Origin of the sequence: Pelagibacterium flavum, assembly GCF_025854335.1 — a bacterium.
GTDB lineage: Bacteria > Pseudomonadota > Alphaproteobacteria > Rhizobiales > Devosiaceae > Pelagibacterium > Pelagibacterium flavum.
The window spans coordinates 2,153,759-2,175,450 of sequence record NZ_CP107716.1; the positions used below are offsets into that span (position 1 = coordinate 2,153,759).

Below are 21,692 nucleotides of genomic sequence, written 5' to 3' on the forward strand. Positions count from 1 at the left end.
CGGCGCATGTGTTAGCACGCCATCACCTGTCACTAAAGCCCGAGCGACTTGATCTTGCGGTGCAAGGCGCTTCGCTCCATGCCCACAAATTCCGCGGTTTTTGAGATATTGCCCCCAAATCGCTCGATCTGGGCGATCAGGTATTGGCGCTCGAAAACCTCGCGCGCGTCACGCAGGGGCAGACTCATCAGATGGGCCGATGAATCGGTGTCGCCAATGGTGGGCAGCACTTCGGAAATGTCGGATGGCAGCATGGACGCCGTGATGATCCCGTCCTCGGGCTGCTGATCGCGCACCAGAATCAGCAGGCGCTCAATGGCGTTGCGCAGCTGGCGTGCATTGCCGGGCCAATCCTGCCCCTGAAGCACAGCGATCGCGTCGTCCCCGAACAGAAAGCGCGGCAGGTTGTGCATGCGTGAAAGCTGCGCAACGAAAAGGCTGACCAGGGCCGGAATATCCTCGCGGCGCTCACGTAAAGAGGTGAGCTGGAGCGGTACGACCGAGAGCCGGTGGAACAGATCGGTGCGGAACTTGCCCTCCTCGATCAGGCTGGCGACGTTTTGGGAACTGGATGAGACGATGCGAACATCGACGGGTACCGGACCATGGCCGTCGACGCGGGTGAACTTGTTTTCAACCAAGGCGCGCAGCAAGGAGGTCTGAGCCTCCAGAGGGAGCGAAGTGACTTCGGACAGGTAGAGTGTGCCGCCATGAGCGCGCTCGAGGGCGCCAACTTCGGTGCGCAACCCGTTCTTTTCGCGGACTTCGCGCCCGAACAGCACGACGGGGATTTCATCTGGCGCATAGAGCGAGGCATTGATTTCAATGAAGGGGCCGGCAGCGCGCGGGCTCTTGAAGTGCAGGAGACGCGCACACATGCCCTTGCCGGTGCCTGCTCCGCCGGAAATGAAGACGCGCGAACGCGTACCGGCCGATTTTTCGATCAGGGAACGGACCTGGGCGATGGCGCCGGAGACGCCGACCAGCTCGGTTTCATCTCCGGTTCGCTCCTTGAGGTCAGCGACTTCCGTCCTGAGTTTGCTCGCTTCAATGGCCCGCTGCGTGATCAGCAGCAGACGATCGATCTTGAAGGGTTTCTCGATATAGTCATACGCGCCTCGGCGAATGGCGGAGACCGCGGTCTCCACATTGCCGTGGCCCGAGATCATAACCACGGGAAGATCAGGGTGATCGGCCTGCAGGACATCGAGCAGCTGCAAGCCGTCCAGGCGCGAGCCCTGCATCCAGATATCGAGATAAACCAGATTGGGGCGGCGCTTGGCAATCTCGTTGAGCGCGCCGTCGGCATCGGAGGCCTGTCGCGGCTCGTAGCCTTCATCTTCGAGAATTCCGGCAATCAGCTCCCGGATATCTTCTTCGTCGTCCACAATCAGAATGTCACGAGCCATTTATTTTATTGCCATCGCGGATGGGCGCGATGTCTCCTCTTGGGTCGTTTTATTGTTGCTCTGGCCGGCGCCTTCAGGCCCGGCCGGCTGTTTTCCACGTTCCTGCAACGGCAATGTGAAGGCAAAGCAAGCGCCTATACGGCCATTGCCATCGGGAGCAGCATCGCGCAGGTCGACACGACCGCCATGCTGTTCGATGATCTTTGCGACAATAGCAAGACCGAGCCCGGTGCCCTTTTCGCGCGTTGTCATATAGGGTTCGAGAAGCTGGTGGCGATTTTCCGTTGGCCAGCCTTTGCCGTTGTCGCTGACTTCTACGACGGCTTCGTCACCGTAAACCGAGGCTGAAACGATGACCTCGGGGTCTTCGATCGTATCGATGCCAACGTTCTCAATAGCTTCGACGGCATTTTTAACAAGATTAGTCAGCGCCTGGGACACCAGGCGCGTGTCGAACTGCGCATAGATCGTCTCGTCGGGCAGCACAGCTTTGATATTTATTTCCGGCTGGCGGACGCTTTCGAGAAAGACGGCTTGCCGTATGGTATCGGACAGGTCGGCGCGGACAATGGCGGCGGTGGGCATGCGCGCGAAGGACGAGAACTCATCGACCATACGCCCGATATCGCCTACCTGGCGCACGATGGTCGAGATGCACTTGTCGAAGACGTCGAAATCGTCGACGAGCTTGTTGGCATAGCGGCGGCGCAGGCGCTCGGCCGACAGCTGGATCGGGGTCAGCGGGTTCTTGATCTCGTGGGCGATACGGCGGGCCACATCGGCCCAGGCGCTGTTGCGCTGGGCGGCGACGAGTTCGGTGATGTCGTCGAGGGTCACCACATAGCCTTTGGACTCGGTGATGGTGCCCTCCCGCGTGAGCCGAACCTGATAGGTGCGGCGATCGAAACCGGTCGAAAGCTGCACCTGGTCCTGGACCCTGCCCCGACGGGCCGATTGCGCTCGCTCCACGGTCGGGGCGAGCTCGGGGGAAATCTGGGCGAGTTCCTGGTTCATCAAATCCAGTTCGCTCTGGCCCAGAGCGGCACAGGCGCGTGAATTGACCAGCGTGATGCGGCCAAAGGCGTCAAGGCCGATAATGCCCGCGGAAACGCCTTCCACAACGGCTTCGGTGAATTGCCGGCGCTGGTCGTTGGTCCGGCTCGCCGCGACGAGAGCTGCGCGCTGACTGCGCAACTGGGCCGTCATCTTGTTGAAGCGCACCGCCAGATCGTGCAGGTCGCCGCCGCGTTCAGGTACCGGCAACTGGACATCCAGATCGCCGTTGGAAACGCGGTTCGAGGCGATCATGAGGTTTCGGATCGGGTCGATCAGACCATTGGCCAACGCAATGCCGATCCAGAGCGCCGCCAGCAGGAAAACGAAAGCCACGCCGACATACATCAGCGCGAAGGTAATCTGGAACACCAGCCGGCTGGAATCGTAGAGCCGGTAGTCGGTGATGTTTTCGTCAGTCAGCCGGACATATTCGAGCACTTCGGGGTCGACTGGCCGGGCAACAAAGAGAAAGAGGTCGTCATATCCGCGCAGCTTGACCACCGCGCCGACGAGTGAACTGGAGGCGCCCGGCGCAATAAGAGTGGGTGCGCCTTCGCCAGCGGCCTGAAGAACCTCGTCAGGAACGCGCGGAACGGCGCCTTGCACATTGATCTGGGCGCGCATGACGGTTTCACCGGCCTGGTTGACCAGGCTGGTGAAGGGGAGCGAGCGCGTTGTGGCCAGGGCCGTCAGGATGCGCTGGAAGCGCGGGGCATCGTTGGTGAAGCTGTCGCGTGCCGTTTCAAGCTCGCTTGCGACCCAAATGGTGTCGTCGCGGAGCACCTGCGCGTGTTCGAGCATATAGGAGCGCGCGACAAGGCGGGAGCTCTCCACCATCGAACGCATGCGCTCAGAAAACCATTGATCCAGCCCCTGATTGAGCGAAAGCGTGGCGACAACGGCGACGATAAAGGCCGGACCGGCGGCCACGATGGCGAACATGACAACGATGCGGACCTGAAGCCGGGCGCCTTCCTGCTTGCGTATGCGCGTCTGAACGAGCATGACCAGTTCGGTCAGTACCAGGGCGACCACAAGCGTAATCAGGATCGCGTTGGCGATCCATATCCAGGTCCAGACGTCGGGGCCCGGCTCGATGTCGGTGGCACCGCTCATGATGAGGAACGAGCCAGTGGCGACAATGACCGAGATCAGGACAACAACGAAGCCAACCTGCCGCAGCAGACGGTTGTCGTTGAACAATGGTGCAGATTTGTCCCCTGAGTGCGATATCTGCCGGCTGCCTGCGCTAACCGCCATGCACACCGCCTCTCCTGCCCGACTTGCCGGGCAGCGCGATGGCTCCGGGGCCGCTATGGAGTGCTGCGCTTGAAAGCATGCGATCGTCCGCGCTGACGGTTACAATGGCCGGAAATATTCCGTTCGGGCGAGTCTGACCCAACTCGGCCCTTGGTTCAAGATTATTGTTGCCAAAATGTGACAGGTGCTTGCCCCGTGCGGGGGGCACAGACCCGATGGCCCTCAGCCGAGGTAGGGCGAGAAGGCTGGGTGCGTTTGGACCTCTCCCCGGCCCTTCGCTTGCGCTACGGGCGTTCGCACCACTCCCCTGTCATGTCCGGGACAGACCCGGCGATTTGCCCTTCGGGACCGTGCTCATCCCAATTGCCTTGAGTGCTTTACGATTTCGATCCCATGGCCGCGAATTTTCTTGCGCAGCGTGTTGCGGTTGAGCCCCAGCAATTCGGCGGCCTTGATCTGGTTGCCTGCGCACAGGTTGAGAACGGTCGAAATCAGAGGCACTTCGACCTTGTCAATGATGCGCTGATAAACACCGGCGGGTGGCAGGTTGGGCTCATATTCGCGGAACAGCTCGGCCAGATCGCTTTCAATGACCGTCACGATATCGGCAGGGCCGGGCTTTGAAGAGAAATTGCCCCGATCGGCGAGGTTAAGCTCGTTCTGGACGATTTCGAGCGAAATGACCTCGTCCACATAGAGCGCGGCGAGGCGCCGAACGAGATTTTCCAGTTCGCGGACGTTTCCCGGCCAATGGTACTGCTGCATGAGCTTGAGAGCATCGGACGAGAGAACCTTGGGCGCTTCGTTCTCGCGTTGCGTGGCCTTGAGAAAGCTTGCCGCGAGATCGGGTACGTCGTCGATGCGTTCGCGCAGCGGCGGAAGGCGGATCGGTACAACATTGAGGCGGTAATAGAGATCCTCGCGGAACAGGCCCTGCCGGATCAACTGGCTGAGATCCCTGTGCGTTGCGGCGACGATGCGCACGTCGGTCTTGATGGCTGTGCGACCACCGACCATCGTGTATTCCCCCTCCTGGAGCACGCGCAGCAGGCGGGTCTGGGCATCCATGGGCATATCGCCGATCTCATCGAGAAACAGCGTACCGCCTTCGGCCTGTTCGAAGCGGCCCGATGAACGCGATGTTGCGCCGGTAAACGCCCCTTTTTCGTGGCCGAACAGCTCAGCTTCGATCAGGTCACGGGGAATGGCGGCCATATTGATTGCAACGAAGGGGCCGTTCTTGCGCTTTCCGAAGTTGTGCAGGGCCTTGGCGACCAGTTCCTTGCCGGTGCCGCTCTCGCCGGTAATCATCACCGTCAAATCGGTCTGCATGAGGCGGGCCAGGGCCCGATAGATGTCCTGCATGGCGGCGGAACGACCGACCAGCGGCATGTTTTCGCCCTGCTCTTCCTGGCGGCGATCAGGCGCCGGGCGTTTGGCATCAGCAAGCGCACGGCCAACGACAGCGAGAACTTCTGTGATGTCGAAAGGCTTGGGCAGGTATTCGTAGGCACCCATCTCGGACGCCCGAATGGCCGTCATGAATGTGTTCTGGGCACTCATCACGACAATGGGCAACTCCGGACGGAGCTTTTTTATCTTGGGCATGACGTCGAAGGCGTTGCCATCGGGCATCGAGACGTCGGTGATGAGAATATCGCCCTCGCCGCGCGTCACCCAGTTCCACATGGTCGAAATGTTGCCTGTGGGGCGCACCTCGTAACCGGCGCGCGAGAGCGCCTGATTGAGCACCATGCGGATCGCCGCGTCGTCATCTGCGAGGAGAACTGTCTGTCCGGCCATGGTCTTAGTCCTGGTCTTCGGCTTGGCTGATGTCTGTTTTCTGAGCGACGGGCAAAAGGATGCGGAAGCGCGTTCGTCCCGGTTTGCTGTCGCAATCGATGACGCCGCCATGGTCGCCCACGATTTTTGCTACGAGCGCCAGGCCGAGGCCGGAACCCGAAAGTTTGGTGGTCACGAACGGATCGAAAAGGAACGGGAGGATATCGGAGGGCACGCCCGGCCCGTTGTCCTCGATGACGATTTCGAGCGGCAGGGAGACGCGGTTGCTGTTTCCGGACACGCTGATGCGGATGCCCGGACGGAAAGCCGTCATAATCTTGATTTCAGCTTTTGATGTCCGATCAAGCGCTTCTGCGGCGTTTTTAATCAGGTTCAGGAAGATCTGGATCAGCTGATCGCGATCGCCCAGCACGGGCGGTAGGCTCGGATCGTAATCCTCTGAAAAGGCTATTCCCTTGGCGACGCCGTTTGAGGCGAGGAGTTTCACCCGCTCGAGAATGACGTGGATATTGATCGGTGTCCGCTCGACCGGGCGTTCGTCGCCGAACACCTCCATGCGATCGACAAGATCGACAATCCGGTCGGTCTCGTCGCGGATGAGGCGGGCCAGCGCACGGTCGTCTCCGACGGCGGATTGCTCGAGCAATTGGGAGGCGCCGCGGATGCCAGAGAGCGGATTCTTGATCTCATGGGCCAGCATCGCGGCCAGGCCCGTTACCGAACGCGCCGCGCCCCGCGATACGAGCTGGCGGTCGATCTTGTCGGCCATGGTTCGCTCCTGGAAAATGAGCGTGACATGGCCGGGCATTTCCGGAATGGGGCTGGCATAGACATCGGCCACCCTGTCCTCGATCACGCGGGCGGTGCCGACCTGTACGCGGTACTCGATCATCGGCGCGAGCCGTGACGCGACGCTTTCGATGAGCCCCAGGATAGGTGAGCCAAACGCGATGAAATCAGACAGTTTCTGGCGCGTCAGAATGGACGCGGAAGCATGAAAAAACGCCTCGGCCGCGTAATTGGCAAAGGTAATTGAGCCATCCTGGGCGCAGACGATAACCGGCTGAGGCAGCGACTGGAGTATGGAGGCGTGCAGATCGAGTTCCATGAGCGCGCTCATGCGGCCTGGCTCCAGGTTTGTTCGAACATTTGAGGCATCAGGCGCAGGACGGCACGTGGATCGTTTTCGGTCATGATCGGGCGTCGCTGTGCATTGGAAAGCTCGCCGGCGGCATCGAGATACCAGCCGATATGTTTGCGGGCCATGCGGACGCCGAGTTCGGTGCCGTATTCGGACAGCATATCCTCGTAATGGGCGGCGACGAGGTTCACCAGATCGTTTCCCTCTGGCGTCGCTGGGGCGGGACGTTCATCGAGATGCGCGGCTACCTGGCCGACAATCCATGGTTGCCCCTGTGCGCCACGGCCGATCATGACGGCGTCAGCGCCGGATTGGGCCAGGGCCGTATCGGCCTCGTCCGGTCCGAGGATATCGCCGTTGACGACGACAGGAATGCCAACGGCCTCAGTAACAGGCTTTACCAGATGCCAGCGGGCCGTGCCTTTGTAGAACTGCTGGCGGGTGCGGCCATGTACCGTGATCATCTTTACCCCGGCACTTTCGGCGCGACGGGCGATATCGGCGGCATTGAGGCTGTCGTCATCCCAGCCAAGCCGCATCTTGACGGTGACCGGCAGGTCGGTGGCGCCGACAACCGCCTCGACGAGCGAGAGGGCGATATCGGGCACACGCATCAGCGCGGAACCGGCAAAACCATTGGTGACGCGCTTGGATGGACAGCCGAAATTGATGTCGATGACGTCGGCCCCGGCCTCCTCGGCGATTTTGGCGCCACGCACCAGCCAATCGGCCTCGCATCCGGCGAGCTGGACAATATGGGGCAGGCCATGGCTGGGGGTGAGCTTACGGGCTATTTCCCTGTGCCCTGTCACAAGAGCCGCGCTGGCTATCATTTCCGACACGACCAGCCCTGCCCCGAACCGGGCAGCAAGATCGCGCATCGGGCGGTCTGTGATCCCAGCCATGGGCGCAAGAACTGCTCGATTTGGCAGTCGGATACCGCCTATGCTCATTTCGGAGGCATGCTTTGCCAATTTATTGCCTTAAAACTATACAACGGCTCGAATTTGGTGACAGATTAGTCAAAATTCGGTCCCGTTCAATGCCTCATATGAGATCAGTTTGCTAAAGACAGTGGTGCTGACCTTGTTTCACGGTCCACGGGGCTTTAATTGCGGATGAAGTTTGCGCAACGCATAGCCAGGAACGTGCAGGGTCCTATGAGTGAAGACAAAACAATCGTTGCGCTGGTCGTCGCGGCGGGTCGCGGAGAGCGAGCGGGCAATGTAGGACTGCCCAAGCAGTACCGATCGGTGGCCGGTGAGCCGTTGCTGACAAGGACGCTCAAGGCGTTGCTTGCCGTAAAGGCTATCGATCGGGTGGTGCCGGTGATCGGCGACGGACAGGAAGACATGTTTGCCGCTCTGGGGATCAACGACGCGCGGCTCTCGGCTCCGGTCATCGGCGGTGAAACGCGGCAGGTGTCCGTATTGAAAGGCCTGCAAGCGCTGGCGAGCGACCCTCCCGATATCGTGCTCATCCACGATGGTGCCCGCCCCTTCGTCGAGGCCGAGCTGATCGGCAATGTCATTGGGGCCCTGGCCGACGCCGATGGCGCGTTGCCGGTGACACTGGTGACCGACACAATCAAACGCTCGCTGGACGGGAAAACGGTGGGCGGCACGGAAGATCGGACGCAGCTTTTTGCAGCCCAGACCCCGCAGGGGTTTCATTTCAGCGCCATCTATAATGCCCACAGGCGTGCCATCGAAATGAGCGATGGATTTACAGATGATGCAGCGATCGCCGAATGGGCCGGCTTGAGCGTTGCGCTTGCACAAGGCAATACGCGCAACATCAAGATAACGCTGCCGGGCGATTTCGAACGGGCCGAGCGCATGATGACTGAAGGACAGGCGATGGAAACACGGGTCGGGTCTGGCTATGACGTGCATGCGTTCGCCGACGGCGATGCGGTTGTTCTGGGCAACATTTCAATTCCGCACAGGGCAAGACTCAAGGGACACTCGGACGCCGATGTGGTGCTGCACGCCCTTGCGGATGCCATTTACGGCGCGCTGGCCGATGGAGATATCGGCAAGCACTTCCCGCCCAGCGAAATGGAATGGAAGGACGCAGACTCTTCGATTTTCCTCGAACATGCGGCAGGACTGGTGCGCCAGCGTGGCGGGCGACTGGTGCATATGGATGCGACCATCATCTGCGAATATCCCAAGATCAGGCCGCATGTGGAGGCCATGCGGGCGCGGATCGGGGAAATCGCGGGGGTCAGCGTGGATCGGGTTGCGGTCAAGGCAACGACCTCGGAACGGCTGGGCTTTACCGGCCGTGGAGAAGGCATTGCGGCGCAGGCCGTTGCCACAATCGAGCTGCCGCGGAGCTAGATGATGCTCGACAACGAGACATTGGCGCTGGCGAAAAAAGTCAATGACCGGCTGATCCTGGCCGGTCATATGATGGTGACCGCGGAGAGCTGCACGGGCGGGCTGATCGCAGGCGCGATCACCTCAGTATCGGGTTCCTCCGCCATGCTCTATGGCGGGTTTGTCACCTATTCCAACAAAGCCAAGACCGCGATGATCGATGTGCCTGAACCGTTGATCGACAAGCACGGTGCCGTTTCCGAGCCGGTGGCGCAAGCCATGGCCAAAGGAGCGTTGCACAGAGCCGGAGTGGATTTGGCGATTTCGGTGACCGGAATTGCCGGACCGGGCGGCGGGTCGGATGAAAAGCCGATCGGGCTGGTGCATTTCGGGCTGGCGACGCGGGAAAGGGCGATTCATCGCGAAGAGCGGTTCGGCGATCTTGGCCGCGACATGGTGCGACAGGCGACGGTACGCGTGGCGCTGGAGATGATCCTTGAGGCTTACGCGCCGTAGCGGCGGCGCGCCTCTGCCACAAACGCATCCATGATCTCTTCCTGCTTGGCAGCGAAGGCCGGTTCGGCGACAGAGCGGATCAGCGGGTTGGCGATCTTGAAGTCGATGTCGAAGGCAATGGCAGTCCCCTCCCCGTCCTCGGTAAAGCGCCAGGTGCTGTCGAGATGGCTGAACAGCCCATCGACCGCTTTGGCCCGCAATGTCATGGCGCTTCGATCAACCACGATCCGGCTGGTATAGGACTGGCTGATCGGGCCGAAGCGGATGTGCATGCGGGCGTCGAACTTGTCATTCGGATTCGCCACATCACGGCGAACGTCCATGCGCTCGCAGTGGGGGATGAACTGGGGATAAGTATCGACGTCCGCCACCAGCGCAAGCATTTGCGCGGCCGAATGCGGCACATGCCGCTCGAAATGCCTTTGCATCACGCCAGTCCGAGTTTTTCCTGCCGCGCCTTGCGCAGGGCCGCGAAATCCTCGCCCGCGTGGTGCGAGGAGCGGGTGAGCGGGCTGGACGATACCAGAAGGAATCCCTTGGTCTTGGCGACCGTGGCAAAGGATTTGAATTCCTCGGGTGTCACGAACCGTTCGACCTTGTGGTGCTTGCGAGTCGGCTGGAGGTACTGGCCGATAGTCAGGAAATCGACGTCGGCGATGCGCAAATCGTCCATGAGCTGGAGCACTTCGTTACGCTCTTCGCCGAGCCCCACCATGATGCCCGACTTGGTGAACATCTGCGGATCGAGTTCCTTGACCCGCTGCAACAGCCGGATCGAGTGAAAATAGCGAGCGCCGGGGCGGACCTTCAGATATTTGGACGGCACGGTTTCGAGATTGTGGTTGAAGACGTCGGGCTTTGCGGCGACGACGATCTCAAGGGCGCCATCCTTGCGCAGGAAATCCGGCGTCAGAATTTCAATGGTCGTCTTGGGATTGCGGGCCCGGATGGCAAGGATCACGTCGGCAAAGTGCCGGGCTCCGCCGTCGGCGAGGTCGTCGCGATCGACCGAAGTGATGACCACGTGCTCAAGACCGAGTTTTTCAACGGCCTTGGCGACGTTCTCGGGTTCATGGGGATCGAGCGCGGTCGGCAGGCCGGTGCGCACATTGCAGAAGGCGCAGGCGCGGGTGCAGATTTCGCCCATGATCATCATGGTGGCGTGCTTCTTGCTCCAGCACTCGCCAATGTTGGGGCAGCCGGCTTCCTCGCAAACGGTGACGAGATTGTTCTCGCGCACGATCTGCCGAGTTTCGCGGTAAACGGCGGAACCGGGTGCCTTGACGCGGATCCAATCAGGCTTGCGTAGCATCTCGGTGTCGGGACGCTTTGCCTTTTCAGGGTGTCTTGGTGACTTGGTGCCTACGGTATCGAGGAGAGTGACCATTGTGTCCTTTTCCGAACCCGTCAGGCTGATGTGTCCACCACCCTGACAAAGGTTACGACGAATACGGCCCCAGCGGCTGCCACGCTGAGCTGGCGTACGAGCCAGTTTGCTATCGGTACGTCAATACCAAAATAAGCAATTGCGAAGCTGATTGCCACCGCTCCAGCCACGCCTGCGGCCAGATAACGCCAGATCAGCTCTGTCCCGAACAGAAATGCGCCGACCAGCCCAATGGCCAGCCCGACCAGCACCCAGTACATCAATAGCTCTTGAGCCATGACGAACCTCAATATGGACGGTTTCAGACAAATATCCGCTCCATATTTACCATGAACGGGTTCTTTCCTGCGGGAACATTGGATGAATTGCTTACCGAACTATCAACCTTGAATTTACTTTATGAGCGATCGGGCCGCAAAGCCCTGTCGCATTTCATATGTTGAGTGCCTGACCGTATGCGTCAAGCACGCTTTCCTTCATCGTTTCCGACAGGGTCGGGTGCGGGAAGATGGTGTGTATCAGCTCTTCCTCGGTGGTTTCGAGGTTCATTGCCACCACAAAGCCCTGGATCAGCTCGGTCACTTCGGCGCCGACCATGTGCGCGCCGAGCAGTTCACCGGTCTTTTTGTCGAAGATGGTCTTGACCAGACCGTCCGGTTCACCGAGTGCGATGGCCTTGCCATTGCCCACGAAGGGGAAGCGGCCGACGCGGATCTCCCGCCCGGCTTCCTTGGCCTTGGCTTCGGTCAGCCCGACGCTGGCCACCTGCGGTTCGCAATAGGTGCAGCCGGGGATTTTGGACTTGTCCAGGCCATGCACCTTCTTGCCGGCTATGGTTTCAACGGCGAGCACCGCCTCGTGCTCGGCCTTGTGGGCCAGCATGGGTGGGCCGGCGACGTCGCCGATGGCCCAGATGCCATCGACATTGGTGCGCCCATGGCCATCAACGACAATGACGCCGCGGTCGATCTTGACACCGGCCTTTTCCAGCCCCAGATTTTCCGAATTGGCCTGAACGCCAACCGCGGAAATCAAAACGTCAGCCTTGATTTCTTTCTTGTCGCCGTTCTTGAGTTCCACATGAGCGGTGATGCCGTCCTTGCTCTTGTCGACCTTGGAAACCTTGGCATCGGTCAGGATCGAGATACCGCGCTTTTCAAAGCGTTTGCGGGCCAGGCCGGCAATTTCAGCGTCTTCGACCGGCATGATCTGCGGCAGAAGTTCGATGACGGTCACGTCGGCGCCGAGCGAACGATAGAAGGATGCAAACTCGATCCCGATGGCGCCCGAGCCCATCACGGCCACCGATTTGGGCATTTTGGCAGGTTTGAGGGCCTCGAAATAGGTCCAGATCTTATCGCCGTCCGGTTCGATGCCGGGCAGGACGCGTGGGCGGGCACCGGTGGCGACGATAATGTTCTTGGCCTTGTAGGTCCCCTCGCCCAGTGTTGTCTTCGGCTTTGGATGCTGAGGTTCGACTGCCTTCTTTTTGGTCGCCTCGACCTTGATTTCACCGGGCTTGGTGATGGTAGCCTCACCCCAGATGATATCGACCTTGTTCTTTTTCATCAGGAACTGGACGCCGTCATTCATGCGGCCGGCAATGCCGCGTGAGCGCTTGACGATGGCCTCGATATCGAACCCGAACTTATCGGCAGTCAGTCCGTAATCCTTCGCGTGGTCCATGTGCCCGTAGATTTCGGCCGAGCGCAGCAGCGCCTTGGTCGGGATACAGCCCCAGTTCGAGCAGATGCCCGCCATGTGCTCACGCTCCACGATTGCGGCCTTCAGGCCCAGCTGGGACGCGCGGATGGCTGCGACATAGCCGCCGGGGCCGGCACCGATCACGATGATATCGTATTGATCTGCCATGGCTTTCCTCTTGGTTTTCGGGCTAAAGCCCAAGCATGTCTTTGACGAGCGGCGCCAGGGCGTCGCCTATTGCGCGGGTGTTTCCCGCATCGAGATGGACACCGTCGGCCGGGTCGGCCCGCGCGACAGTGGCAGCATCGAAAAACCCGCATTCCAGTTCTGCCGCAATCCGCTTGTAATGACCGGACAGCAATTTCGATTCCTTGACGCCAGTCTTGAACATGGGGTCCAGATCGCGATGCTCCGTATCCACGCAATGTGGCGGTGACACCAGCACCACTTTGGGAATCGAAGCGCCTTGTGGCCAGGGATGTGTACGGACGATCTCCACCAACCGTTTCATGCCCATTGCAGCACCAAGAGCACTGCCACAGATATAGGTCTTCATGTCGTTGGTGCCGAGCATGATAACCACAGCATCAAGCGGTGCATGACTCGAGAGCAGTGTGGGCAGGACACGGGCGCCATTGCGATCAGAAGGTGACGAAAAGTCGTCGAACACGGTGGTCCGCCCGCCAAGCCCTTCCGCAATCACACGTGCCTTGCCATCAAGCCCGGCCTCAAGCCTGCTTGGCCACCGATCCTCATAGTCGTGGCGCTTGCCCATAATTATGGGATCGGTGCCGTAGGTCAGGCTGTCTCCGAAAGCGAGGATGGTTTTCATCGCTGCCACAGGATCAGGCCAGCATCATCACAGGCGTTTCGATCAGCTTCTTGAACGCGGCAAGCAGTTCGGCACCCAGCGCGCCATCAACGGCCCGGTGATCGCAAGACAACGTTACGGTCATGAAGCTGCCCGTCTTGATCTGTCCCTTTTCCGCATAGACGCGCTCTTCGCCTGCACCCACGGCAAGTATGGTGCCGTGCGGCGGGTTGATGACGGCGCCGAAATGCTTGATGCCGTACATGCCCAGATTGGAGACCGAGGACGCGCCGCCCTGATATTCATGGGGAGCGAGCTTTTTTGAGCGCGCACGGGTGGCCAGATCTTTGACCTCTTCGGAAATCTGCCGAAGGCTCTTGGTGTCGCAGGATTTGACGACCGGCGTGAACAGCCCACCGGGCACCGCGACCGCGACGGCGACGTCCGAGCGATGATGATAGAGTATTGAATCCCCGGCCCAAGTCGCGTTGGCCTGAGGAACCTGCTGGAGCGCTATGGCCCAGGCCTTCATGACAAAGTCATTCACCGAGAGTTTGTATCCGGGCTTGCCGTCCTTGTCCTTTGGGGCAGCCGCGTTGATTTCCTCGCGCGCCTTCATAAGCGCATCGATATTGCAATCGAGCGTGAGATAGAAATGCGGCACGGTCTGCTTGGATTCGGTGAGGCGGGCGGCAACGGTCTTGCGCATGCCGTCATTGGGCACGATGTCGTAATTGCCCTCCTCGTACATGGCGAGAACCTGGTTCTTGCCCATGCCGGCGGCCAGCGGAGCACCGGCGGCGGGCGCAGCGGCGGGCTTGGCGGAAACGCCATCCTTTTTGGCCTTCTCGATGTCGGCCTTGACCACGCGCCCCTTGGGACCCGAGCCGGAAACAGCGGAGAGATCGATGCCGGCGTCCTTGGCGAGACGGCGGGCCAGTGGCGAGGCGAACACGCGCTTGCCGTCAGACTTGGGCGCGGGAAGCGGTTCGGGCGTGGGCTTGGCATCGGCACTCGATGACGGCACCTTTGGCTCGTCCTTCGGCTTTTGATCGGCCTTGGACTCCTCGGCCTTCGGCTCCTCTTTTGGTGCCTTGGTCTGGGGTGCGGGGGCCGCGTCGCCGATATCGGAGGTGCTTTCGCCCTCTTCGAGCAGGACTGCGATCACGGCATTGACCTTGACGTTCTCACTGCCTTCGGAAACCAGGATCTTGCCGATCGTACCTTCATCGACGGCTTCCACTTCCATGGTCGCCTTGTCGGTCTCGATCTCGGCGATCACGTCACCGGAAGAGACGCTGTCGCCTTCCTTGACGTGCCATTTGGCCAGCGTGCCCTCTTCCATGGTGGGCGACAGGGCGGGCATCGTGATGTTGATAGGCATCGCAAGAGCCTCCCTTAGCTGCGGTAGGTGACGGCGTTGACCGCGGCGATGACCTCGTCAACGCTGGGCAACGCCAGTTTTTCGAGGTTAGCGGCATAGGGCATCGGAACATCCTTGCCAGTTACGCGGGTCACGGGCGCGTCGAGGTAATCGAAGGCACGTTCCATGAGGCGGGCAGAGATTTCCGAACCGATGCCGCCCTGCGGCCAGCCTTCTTCCACGGTCACCACGCGTCCGGTCTTTTTGACCGATTCGATAACCGTATCGATGTCGAGCGGGCGCAGGGTGCGCAGGTCAATCAGTTCCACATCGACGCCCGCAGCGACCAGTTTTTCGGTAGCCTGGGTGGCGTAACGCATGCCCATGGAGAATGACACGATGGTGACATCCTTGCCTTCACGCGCGACGCGCGCCTTGCCGATGGGCAGGACGAAATCGTCCATCTTGGGGACTTCACCCGTAGTGCCGTAGAGAAGCTCGTTCTCGAGGAAGACAACCGGGTTGGGTGAGCGGATGGCAGCCTTCAGGAGACCCTTGGCATCGGCAGCGGTATAAGGCGCGATGACCGTAAGCCCGGGTACATGGCTGTACCAGGCGGAATAATCCTGGCTGTGCTGGGCACCAACGCGCGAGGCGACGCCATTGGGGCCGCGGAACACCATGGGGGCCGTTACCTGCCCGCCCGACATATAGAGCTGCTTGGCGGCGGAATTGATGATCTGGTCAATGGCCTGCATGCCGAAGTTCCAGGTCATGAACTCGACAATGGGCTTGAGGCCGGCAAAAGCCGCACCAACGCCAAGACCGGCAAAGCCATGCTCGGTGATCGGGGTGTCGATAACACGCTCGGCGCCAAATTCCTGCAGCAGCCCCTGGGTGACCTTATAGGCGCCCTGATATTCGGCCACTTCCTCGCCCATGACGAAGACGTCCTTGTCGGCGCGCATTTCCTCTGCCATGGCGTCGCGCAGCGCTTCACGGACGGTGATGGTGACCATTTCGACATCGTCGGGGATATCGGGGTCGTCCTGCGGCTTGAACTGCGGTGCTGCAGGGGCGTCCTTGGCCTTTGTGGTGGGCTCGGACTTCTCCGCTACCTCGGTGTCGGGGCCCGGCTTTTCGGATTCCTTTGGCTCGTCGGAGCCGATTTCGGGTGTAGCGACATCGTCTGCGCTTTCGCCCTCGCCCAGCAGCGCGGCAATCGGGGTGTTGACCTTTACGCCCTCAGTGCCCTCGGCGACGAAGATCTTACCGATCACGCCTTCATCCACGGCCTCGACTTCCATCGTGGCCTTGTCGGTTTCGATCTCGGCCAGGACATCGCCGGGGCCGACCTTGTCGCCTTCCTTGACGATCCATTTGGCAAGAGTGCCCTCTTCCATGGTGGGCGAGAGCGCGGGCATAAGAATATCGGTTGGCATATCGTGAGGTCTCCCTGCCGGCGCTTATACGGTAATGTCGGTATAGAGCTCGGACGGATCGGGCTCGGGATCGTTGGTGGCAAAATCGGCAGCTTCGGTGACGATGGCACGAATATCCTTTTCGATATCCTTGAGCTCGTCCTCGCTGGCAAATTTCTGTTCGAGAATGCGCTTTCTGACCTGCTCGATCGGATCACGCTCGGACCGCATGGTGGTCACTTCGTCCTTGGAGCGGTACTTTGCCGGATCGGACATGGAGTGACCGCGATAGCGGTAGGTCAGCATTTCAAGAATGTAGGGACCTTTACCCGACCGCGCGTGCTCAATGGCCCGCTCTGCGGCTTCCTTGACCATGCGAACGTCCATGCCGTCCACCTGCTCGCCCTGGATACCGAAGGAAACACCGCGCTGTGAAAGGTCGGTGGTCGAGGCGGAGCGCTCGACCGAGGTGCCCATGGCGTATTTGTTATTCTCGATCACATAGACAACGGGCAGCTTCCAGAGCTTGGCCATGTTGAAGCTCTCATAGACCTGGCCCTGATTGGCAGCGCCATCACCGAAATAGGTGATCGAGACCGATCCGTCGCCGCGGTATTTCGAGGCGAAGGCGAGGCCCGTGCCCAGCGATGCCTGGGCGCCCACGATGCCGTTTCCGCCGTAAAAACGGTGCTCGTTCGAGAACATGTGCATCGAGCCGCCCTTGCCTTTGGACAGCCCGCCCTTGCGGCCGGTCAACTCGGCCATGACGCCCTTGGGGTCCAGACCCATGACGAGCATGTGGCCGTGGTCGCGATAGCCGGTGATCTGGGCGTCTTCGCCTTTTTTCGACGCCATGGTGATGCCGGTAACGACGGCTTCCTGACCGATATAAAGGTGACAGAACCCGCCGATCAGCCCCATGCCATACATCTGCCCGGCTTTTTCTTCAAAGCGCCGGATGAGTAGCATTTCGCGGAAAGCGTGGAGTTCCTCGTCCTTTGTGAATTCGGGGGCATTGGATTTGGCCTTGGCGGCCGTCGCTTTACGCGCCATGCGATATCTCCGGAAAGAACTTAATCGCTGCCACAACCCTTTTGGGGCACGGCGGGATGCTGGATGCATTGATGCACAATAGTCCGAAGGACGCCAGCCTCCAAGCGATCAGATCAAGCCGCTTCTTGTCGTATCACATTGATATCGTAGACTTAAATGAAATTAATCGGATATCGGTTAAATTTCAAGATTAACGGAAATGCGATTAACTTTGATCGTCGGGGACGATGATGATGTCGTCAGGGTGGACCAGTCCGAGGAGCGCGCGAGCCCGCTCTGTGAGGATGTCCGGATCGAGCCGGCGAGGGTCGAACAGGGCGATCCGGTGCTCGTAGGATTCGATCTCGGTTTCAAGAGCCGCCCGGCGGGCCTCCAATACCTTGATTTCTTCCAGCATTTCGCGCTGGCTCTCAATGCCGAATGTTCCTGTCACGACATGGTAGCCCAGATATCCCTGAAACGCGAGCAAGCTCGCGGTGATGCCGAGCTTGACGAGAATGGAGGGACGTTTGACGCGGGTTGGCATGGGACAGACGATACGCAGGACCTGGAGAGCTTGCTTATCGCATGGCTATGCTTAAGGACAGGTTTCCGGCGACGGGCGCTTTGTGACTGCAGAGAAAAAAGGGGCGCCGAAGCGCCCCTGCTCTTTTACTGACCCTTGAGGATCGAGCGGCCGGCGTAGCGGCCGGAGGTGCCAAGAAATTCCTCGATGCGGATCAACTGGTTGTACTTGGCCAACCGGTCGGAACGGGCCAGAGAGCCGGTCTTGATCTGCCCGCAATTGAGCGCGACCGCGAGATCGGCGATTGTCGAATCCTCGGTTTCGCCCGAACGGTGCGACATGACCGAGGTATAGGACGCCTTGTGCGCCATCTCGACGGCTTCCAAAGTTTCCGACAGCGAGCCGATCTGGTTGACCTTGACGAGGATGGAGTTGGCGACGCCCATCTTGATGCCCGAATTCAGGCGTTCGGTGTTGGTGACGAACAGATCGTCGCCGACGAGTTGAACCTTGGAGCCGACGGCCTCGGTCAGCGCCTTCCAGCCGTCCCAGTCGTCTTCGGCCATGCCATCTTCGATCGAGATGATCGGGAAGCGGCTGGTCAGGTCCTCGAGGTAGCGGGCCATCTCGTCCGATCCGAGCGACTTGCCTTCGCCCTTGAGGTCGTACCTGCCATCCTTGTAGAATTCGGTCGAAGCGCAATCGAGGGCGAGATAAACGTCCTCGCCCGGGGCATAGCCAGCCTTTTCAATGGACTTCATGATGAAGCCCAGCGCGTCTTCTGTGGAGTTGAGGTTCGGCGCAAAGCCGCCCTCGTCACCAACGCTGGTGTTATGTCCTTCTGCTGCCAGACCCTTTTTAAGAGTATGGAAGATTTCCGAGCCGATCCGGACGGCATCGGCGATCGAATCCGCGCCAACGGGCATGATCATGAATTCCTGGATATCGATCGGGTTGTCGGCGTGCTCGCCGCCATTGATGATGTTCATCATGGGGACAGGCAGCAGGCGAGCGTTCGGGCCGCCGACATAGCGCCATAAGGGGAGAGCGCTCGATTCGGCGGCAGCGCGGGCCACGGCAAGCGATACGCCGAGAATGGCGTTCGCGCCGAGCTTGGCCTTGTTGGGGGTTCCATCAAGTTCGATCATCGCCTGATCGACTGCGATCTGATCGAGAGCGTCGAGGCCTTCGATCTCGCTGGCGATCAGGGTGTTGACGTTGTCGACGGCGTTGAGCACACCCTTGCCGAGATAGGCTTCGCCGCCATCGCGGAGCTCGACTGCTTCGTGCGCACCGGTGGAAGCGCCCGAAGGCACAGCGGCACGGCCGAAGCTGCCGTCATCGAGAACCACGTCGACTTCGACGGTCGGATTGCCGCGGCTGTCAAAGATCTGACGGCCGATGACGTCAACAATTGCAGACATAGATGCGCCCTTTGTTTTGTAGGAATGCCGATTGCAGCCCTTCTAATAAAGGCGACCCGGCTTAGGAAGGGCTTGGCACAAAAATAATGCTGCCCGATGACGACGCATAGGGCAGCATAGATAGTCGCTTATATGAGCCAGGGCTAATGCCAGTACGGATCGACCTTGTAATAGGAATAGGCTTCCTGGCGGGCGTGGAGCCCGTCATCCTTGGTCAGCTCAGTAATGGTGTCCGCAGGCCCGGCCTCAAGCTCGTCGCGGGTGAAGGGCACGACGTAGCCCTCCTGATCCTGATCGTAATCGAGCGTTGCCCAGGGAAGGGCGTGGTATTTTTCGCCCATTCCAAGGAAACCGCCGAAACCGACAACGGCAAACATGATGGAATTGTCCGTCTTGTCGAGAACGATGTCCTCGACCTTGCCGATCTTCTTGCCATCGAGATTATAGACGTCAGTACCGACAGCGCGTGTCGCGCGGATGGCCGTGGTGTGTCCAGATGCAGTAGGCATGAGCAACCTCCGTTTTTGGGGTCTTTTGTTATGCGCGTGCACAACGCCCCTGAACGGATCGGGTTCCTACTCGCTGTCTTCCGATTGACGTTTGTGAAAATCGAGACGCTTTGCGTCAAGCTCGGCCTGTTTTTCCGACTTTTCGCGCTCGGCTTTGGTGCGACCGAACCTAGCGCGATTGGTGTCTGCTGCGCGCTCTTTTTCAGCGCGCAGCTTGTTCTTGCGAGCCTGACGGAGATTGACGATCTCGGCCATTGCCCGCTCCCCTGCCCTAAACCAGCCGGCTTTGTTCGACCGCCGCCGCGATGAAGGAGCGGAACAAGGGGTGCGGTTCGAACGGACGGGATTTCAGTTCGGGATGATACTGGACGCCGATGAACCAGGGGTGGTCGGTGCGCTCGACGATTTCCGGCAACATCCCGTCCGGCGAAAGGCCGGAGAACAGGAGGCCGTTGGCCTCCAGTACCTTGCGGTAGGTCATGTTCACTTCGTAGCGGTGCCTGTGGCGCTCGGAAATCCGGTTGGTGCCGTATATGTCGGCCACACGGCTGCCACGGACGAGCTGGGCAGGATAGGCGCCCAAGCGCATGGTACCGCCAAGATCCTTGTCAGAGCCGGAGCGCTTTTCATTGTCCTTGACCCATTCGGTCATCAGCCCAACGACGGCTTCCTTGGTCGGCCCGAATTCGGTCGATGACGCTTTGGGTATGTGAGCGGTGTTGCGGGCGGCTTCGATACAGGCCATCTGCATGCCGAAACATATTCCGAAATAGGGAACGTCGCGGATACGGGCGAACCGCGCCGCATTTATCTTGCCTTCCGAACCGCGCTCGCCAAAGCCGCCCGGCACGAGAATGCCATGGATGCCTTCGAGATAGGGTGCGGGATCGTCACGCTCGAACACCTCGGAATCGATCCATTCGAGGTTGACCTTGACGTTGTTGGCGATGCCGCCATGCGCCAGCGCTTCGGACAGCGACTTATAGGCATCCTTGAGGCCGGTGTACTTGCCTACAATGGCTATGTTGACGGTGCCTTCGGGATTGTGGACGCGGCGTGAAATTTCGCGCCAACCGTCGAGTTGAGGCACCGGCGCGTCCTTTATGCCAAAGGCAGCTAGAACTTCGTCGTCCAGCCCTTCTTCATGGTAGGCAATCGGAACGTCATAGATCGACGCAACATCAAGCGCCTGGATGACCGCCGAGGGGCGCACGTTGCAGAACAGGGAAAGCTTGCGCTTCTCGCCTTCCGGTATCGGCCGGTCACAGCGGATCAGGAGAATGTCGGGTTGAATGCCGATCGAACGCAGTTCCTTGACCGAGTGCTGGGTCGGCTTGGTCTTGAGCTCTCCCGCGCTGGGGATGAAGGGCATCAGGGTCAGATGCACGAAGACCGCATCGCCGCGCGGCAGTTCATTGCCCAACTGCCGGATGGCTTCGAGGAACGGCATGGCTTCAATGTCGCCAACCGTGCCGCCGATCTCGCACAAAACGAAATCGAAATCGTCATTGTCGGAGGTCACGAAGGATTTAATTTCGTCGGTGACGTGCGGGATCACCTGAACGGTCGCGCCGAGATAGTCGCCGCGGCGCTCCTTGGCCAGTATGTCGGAATAAATCCGGCCGGTGGTCACATTGTCCTGCTGATTGGCCGAACGCCCGGTGAAACGCTCGTAGTGGCCCAGATCGAGATCGGTTTCCGCCCCGTCATCGGTCACGAACACTTCGCCGTGCTGATAGGGCGACATCGTGCCCGGATCGACATTGAGATAGGGGTCGAGCTTGCGAAGCCGAACCTTGTATCCACGCGCCTGCAGCACGGCGCCGAGCGCCGCCGAAGCAAGACCTTTTCCGAGCGAGGAGACCACGCCACCGGTGATAAAAACGTACCGAGCCATGGAGCTTTACCTTACATAAGCCACGTTAGATTCGAAGGGCGAAAATGATCGCGCCCACACAAAAAAGAAGGGGATGTTGCCATCCCCGTCTTTCGTACCCTGTTCAAGC

Annotated in this window: 20 protein-coding genes; 2 read left to right on the forward strand and 18 right to left on the reverse strand. The window is 60.0% G+C overall.

Features of this window, described 5'->3' with window-relative positions; all coding sequences use genetic code 11:
• Window positions 1–32: 32 nt before the first annotated feature.
• The 5 genes from ntrX to dusB all read right to left on the reverse strand — a co-directional run bounded on the left by ntrX (window position 33) and on the right by dusB (window position 7,574).
• Window positions 33–1,409 (reverse strand): nitrogen assimilation response regulator NtrX, encoded by a 1,377-nt coding sequence (gene ntrX / locus OF122_RS10760; RefSeq protein WP_264224253.1) that lies wholly within the window; start codon window positions 1,407–1,409, stop codon window positions 33–35.
• The gene (locus OF122_RS10765; RefSeq protein WP_264224254.1) at window positions 1,410–3,725 is read right to left on the reverse strand and encodes a sensor histidine kinase NtrY-like; all 2,316 of its coding nucleotides are present in this window, start codon (window positions 3,723–3,725) and stop codon (window positions 1,410–1,412) included.
• Window positions 3,726–4,079: 354 nt separating this feature from the next.
• Window positions 4,080–5,528, reverse strand: coding sequence for a nitrogen regulation protein NR(I) (ntrC, locus tag OF122_RS10770; protein WP_264224255.1), 1,449 nt, complete (start codon window positions 5,526–5,528; stop codon window positions 4,080–4,082).
• Window positions 5,529–5,532: 4 nt separating this feature from the next.
• On the reverse strand, window positions 5,533–6,648 hold the full coding sequence (locus OF122_RS10775; protein ID WP_264224256.1) for a two-component system sensor histidine kinase NtrB: 1,116 nt from the start codon (window positions 6,646–6,648) through the stop codon (window positions 5,533–5,535).
• Window positions 6,645–7,574 (reverse strand): tRNA dihydrouridine synthase DusB, encoded by a 930-nt coding sequence (gene dusB, locus OF122_RS10780; RefSeq protein ID WP_408636222.1) that lies wholly within the window; start codon window positions 7,572–7,574, stop codon window positions 6,645–6,647. The genes OF122_RS10775 and dusB overlap by 4 nt, the downstream gene beginning before the upstream one ends.
• A gap of 255 nt (window positions 7,575–7,829) precedes the next feature.
• Here dusB and OF122_RS10785 point away from each other — a divergent pair, with 255 nt between their 5' ends.
• Both OF122_RS10785 and OF122_RS10790 read left to right on the forward strand, forming a co-directional pair.
• Window positions 7,830–9,014 carry a bifunctional 2-C-methyl-D-erythritol 4-phosphate cytidylyltransferase/2-C-methyl-D-erythritol 2,4-cyclodiphosphate synthase gene (locus OF122_RS10785; protein WP_264224257.1) on the forward strand — a complete coding sequence of 395 codons (1,185 nt, stop codon included), beginning with the start codon at window positions 7,830–7,832 and terminating at the stop codon, window positions 9,012–9,014.
• On the forward strand, window positions 9,015–9,509 hold the full coding sequence (locus OF122_RS10790; RefSeq protein WP_264224258.1) for a CinA family protein: 495 nt from the start codon (window positions 9,015–9,017) through the stop codon (window positions 9,507–9,509).
• Here OF122_RS10790 and OF122_RS10795 read toward each other — a convergent pair.
• From OF122_RS10795 to OF122_RS10855, 13 genes are all read right to left on the reverse strand, one after another.
• Complete coding sequence (locus OF122_RS10795) at window positions 9,497–9,937, reverse strand: type II toxin-antitoxin system RatA family toxin (RefSeq protein WP_264224259.1); 441 nt, start codon at window positions 9,935–9,937, stop codon at window positions 9,497–9,499. The genes OF122_RS10790 and OF122_RS10795 overlap by 13 nt on opposite strands.
• Entirely contained in the window at window positions 9,937–10,896 is a 960-nt protein-coding gene (gene lipA, locus OF122_RS10800; RefSeq protein ID WP_264224260.1) for a lipoyl synthase, read from the reverse strand. The genes OF122_RS10795 and lipA overlap by 1 nt, the downstream gene beginning before the upstream one ends.
• A 20-nt stretch (window positions 10,897–10,916) precedes the next feature.
• Window positions 10,917–11,174: a hypothetical protein gene (locus tag OF122_RS10805; RefSeq protein ID WP_264224261.1), complete on the reverse strand. Its 258-nt coding sequence runs from the start codon at window positions 11,172–11,174 to the stop codon at window positions 10,917–10,919.
• Between the two features lie 154 nt (window positions 11,175–11,328).
• Window positions 11,329–12,768, reverse strand: coding sequence for a dihydrolipoyl dehydrogenase (gene lpdA, locus OF122_RS10810; RefSeq protein WP_264224262.1), 1,440 nt, complete (start codon window positions 12,766–12,768; stop codon window positions 11,329–11,331).
• Window positions 12,769–12,790: 22 nt separating this feature from the next.
• On the reverse strand, window positions 12,791–13,432 hold the full coding sequence (locus OF122_RS10815; protein ID WP_264224263.1) for an SGNH/GDSL hydrolase family protein: 642 nt from the start codon (window positions 13,430–13,432) through the stop codon (window positions 12,791–12,793).
• 13 nt (window positions 13,433–13,445) lie between these two features.
• Window positions 13,446–14,795 (reverse strand): pyruvate dehydrogenase complex dihydrolipoamide acetyltransferase, encoded by a 1,350-nt coding sequence (locus OF122_RS10820; protein WP_264224264.1) that lies wholly within the window; start codon window positions 14,793–14,795, stop codon window positions 13,446–13,448.
• A gap of 14 nt (window positions 14,796–14,809) precedes the next feature.
• Window positions 14,810–16,216 (reverse strand): pyruvate dehydrogenase complex E1 component subunit beta, encoded by a 1,407-nt coding sequence (locus OF122_RS10825; protein WP_264224265.1) that lies wholly within the window; start codon window positions 16,214–16,216, stop codon window positions 14,810–14,812.
• Window positions 16,217–16,240: 24 nt separating this feature from the next.
• Entirely contained in the window at window positions 16,241–17,317 is a 1,077-nt protein-coding gene (gene pdhA / locus OF122_RS10830) for a pyruvate dehydrogenase (acetyl-transferring) E1 component subunit alpha (protein WP_408636223.1), read from the reverse strand.
• A gap of 136 nt (window positions 17,318–17,453) precedes the next feature.
• Window positions 17,454–17,774 carry an FtsB family cell division protein gene (locus OF122_RS10835; protein WP_264224267.1) on the reverse strand — a complete coding sequence of 107 codons (321 nt, stop codon included), beginning with the start codon at window positions 17,772–17,774 and terminating at the stop codon, window positions 17,454–17,456.
• A 125-nt stretch (window positions 17,775–17,899) separates the two neighbouring features.
• Window positions 17,900–19,177, reverse strand: a complete 1,278-nt coding sequence (gene eno / locus OF122_RS10840; protein WP_264224268.1) for a phosphopyruvate hydratase — start codon at window positions 19,175–19,177, stop codon at window positions 17,900–17,902.
• Between the two features lie 143 nt (window positions 19,178–19,320).
• Window positions 19,321–19,686, reverse strand: a complete 366-nt coding sequence (locus OF122_RS10845) for a PRC-barrel domain-containing protein (protein ID WP_264224269.1) — start codon at window positions 19,684–19,686, stop codon at window positions 19,321–19,323.
• Between the two features lie 66 nt (window positions 19,687–19,752).
• Complete coding sequence (locus OF122_RS10850) at window positions 19,753–19,941, reverse strand: DUF4169 family protein (RefSeq protein WP_264224270.1); 189 nt, start codon at window positions 19,939–19,941, stop codon at window positions 19,753–19,755.
• Window positions 19,942–19,957: 16 nt separating this feature from the next.
• Window positions 19,958–21,583, reverse strand: a complete 1,626-nt coding sequence (locus OF122_RS10855) for a CTP synthase (protein WP_264224271.1) — start codon at window positions 21,581–21,583, stop codon at window positions 19,958–19,960.
• Window positions 21,584–21,692 lie beyond the last annotated feature (109 nt).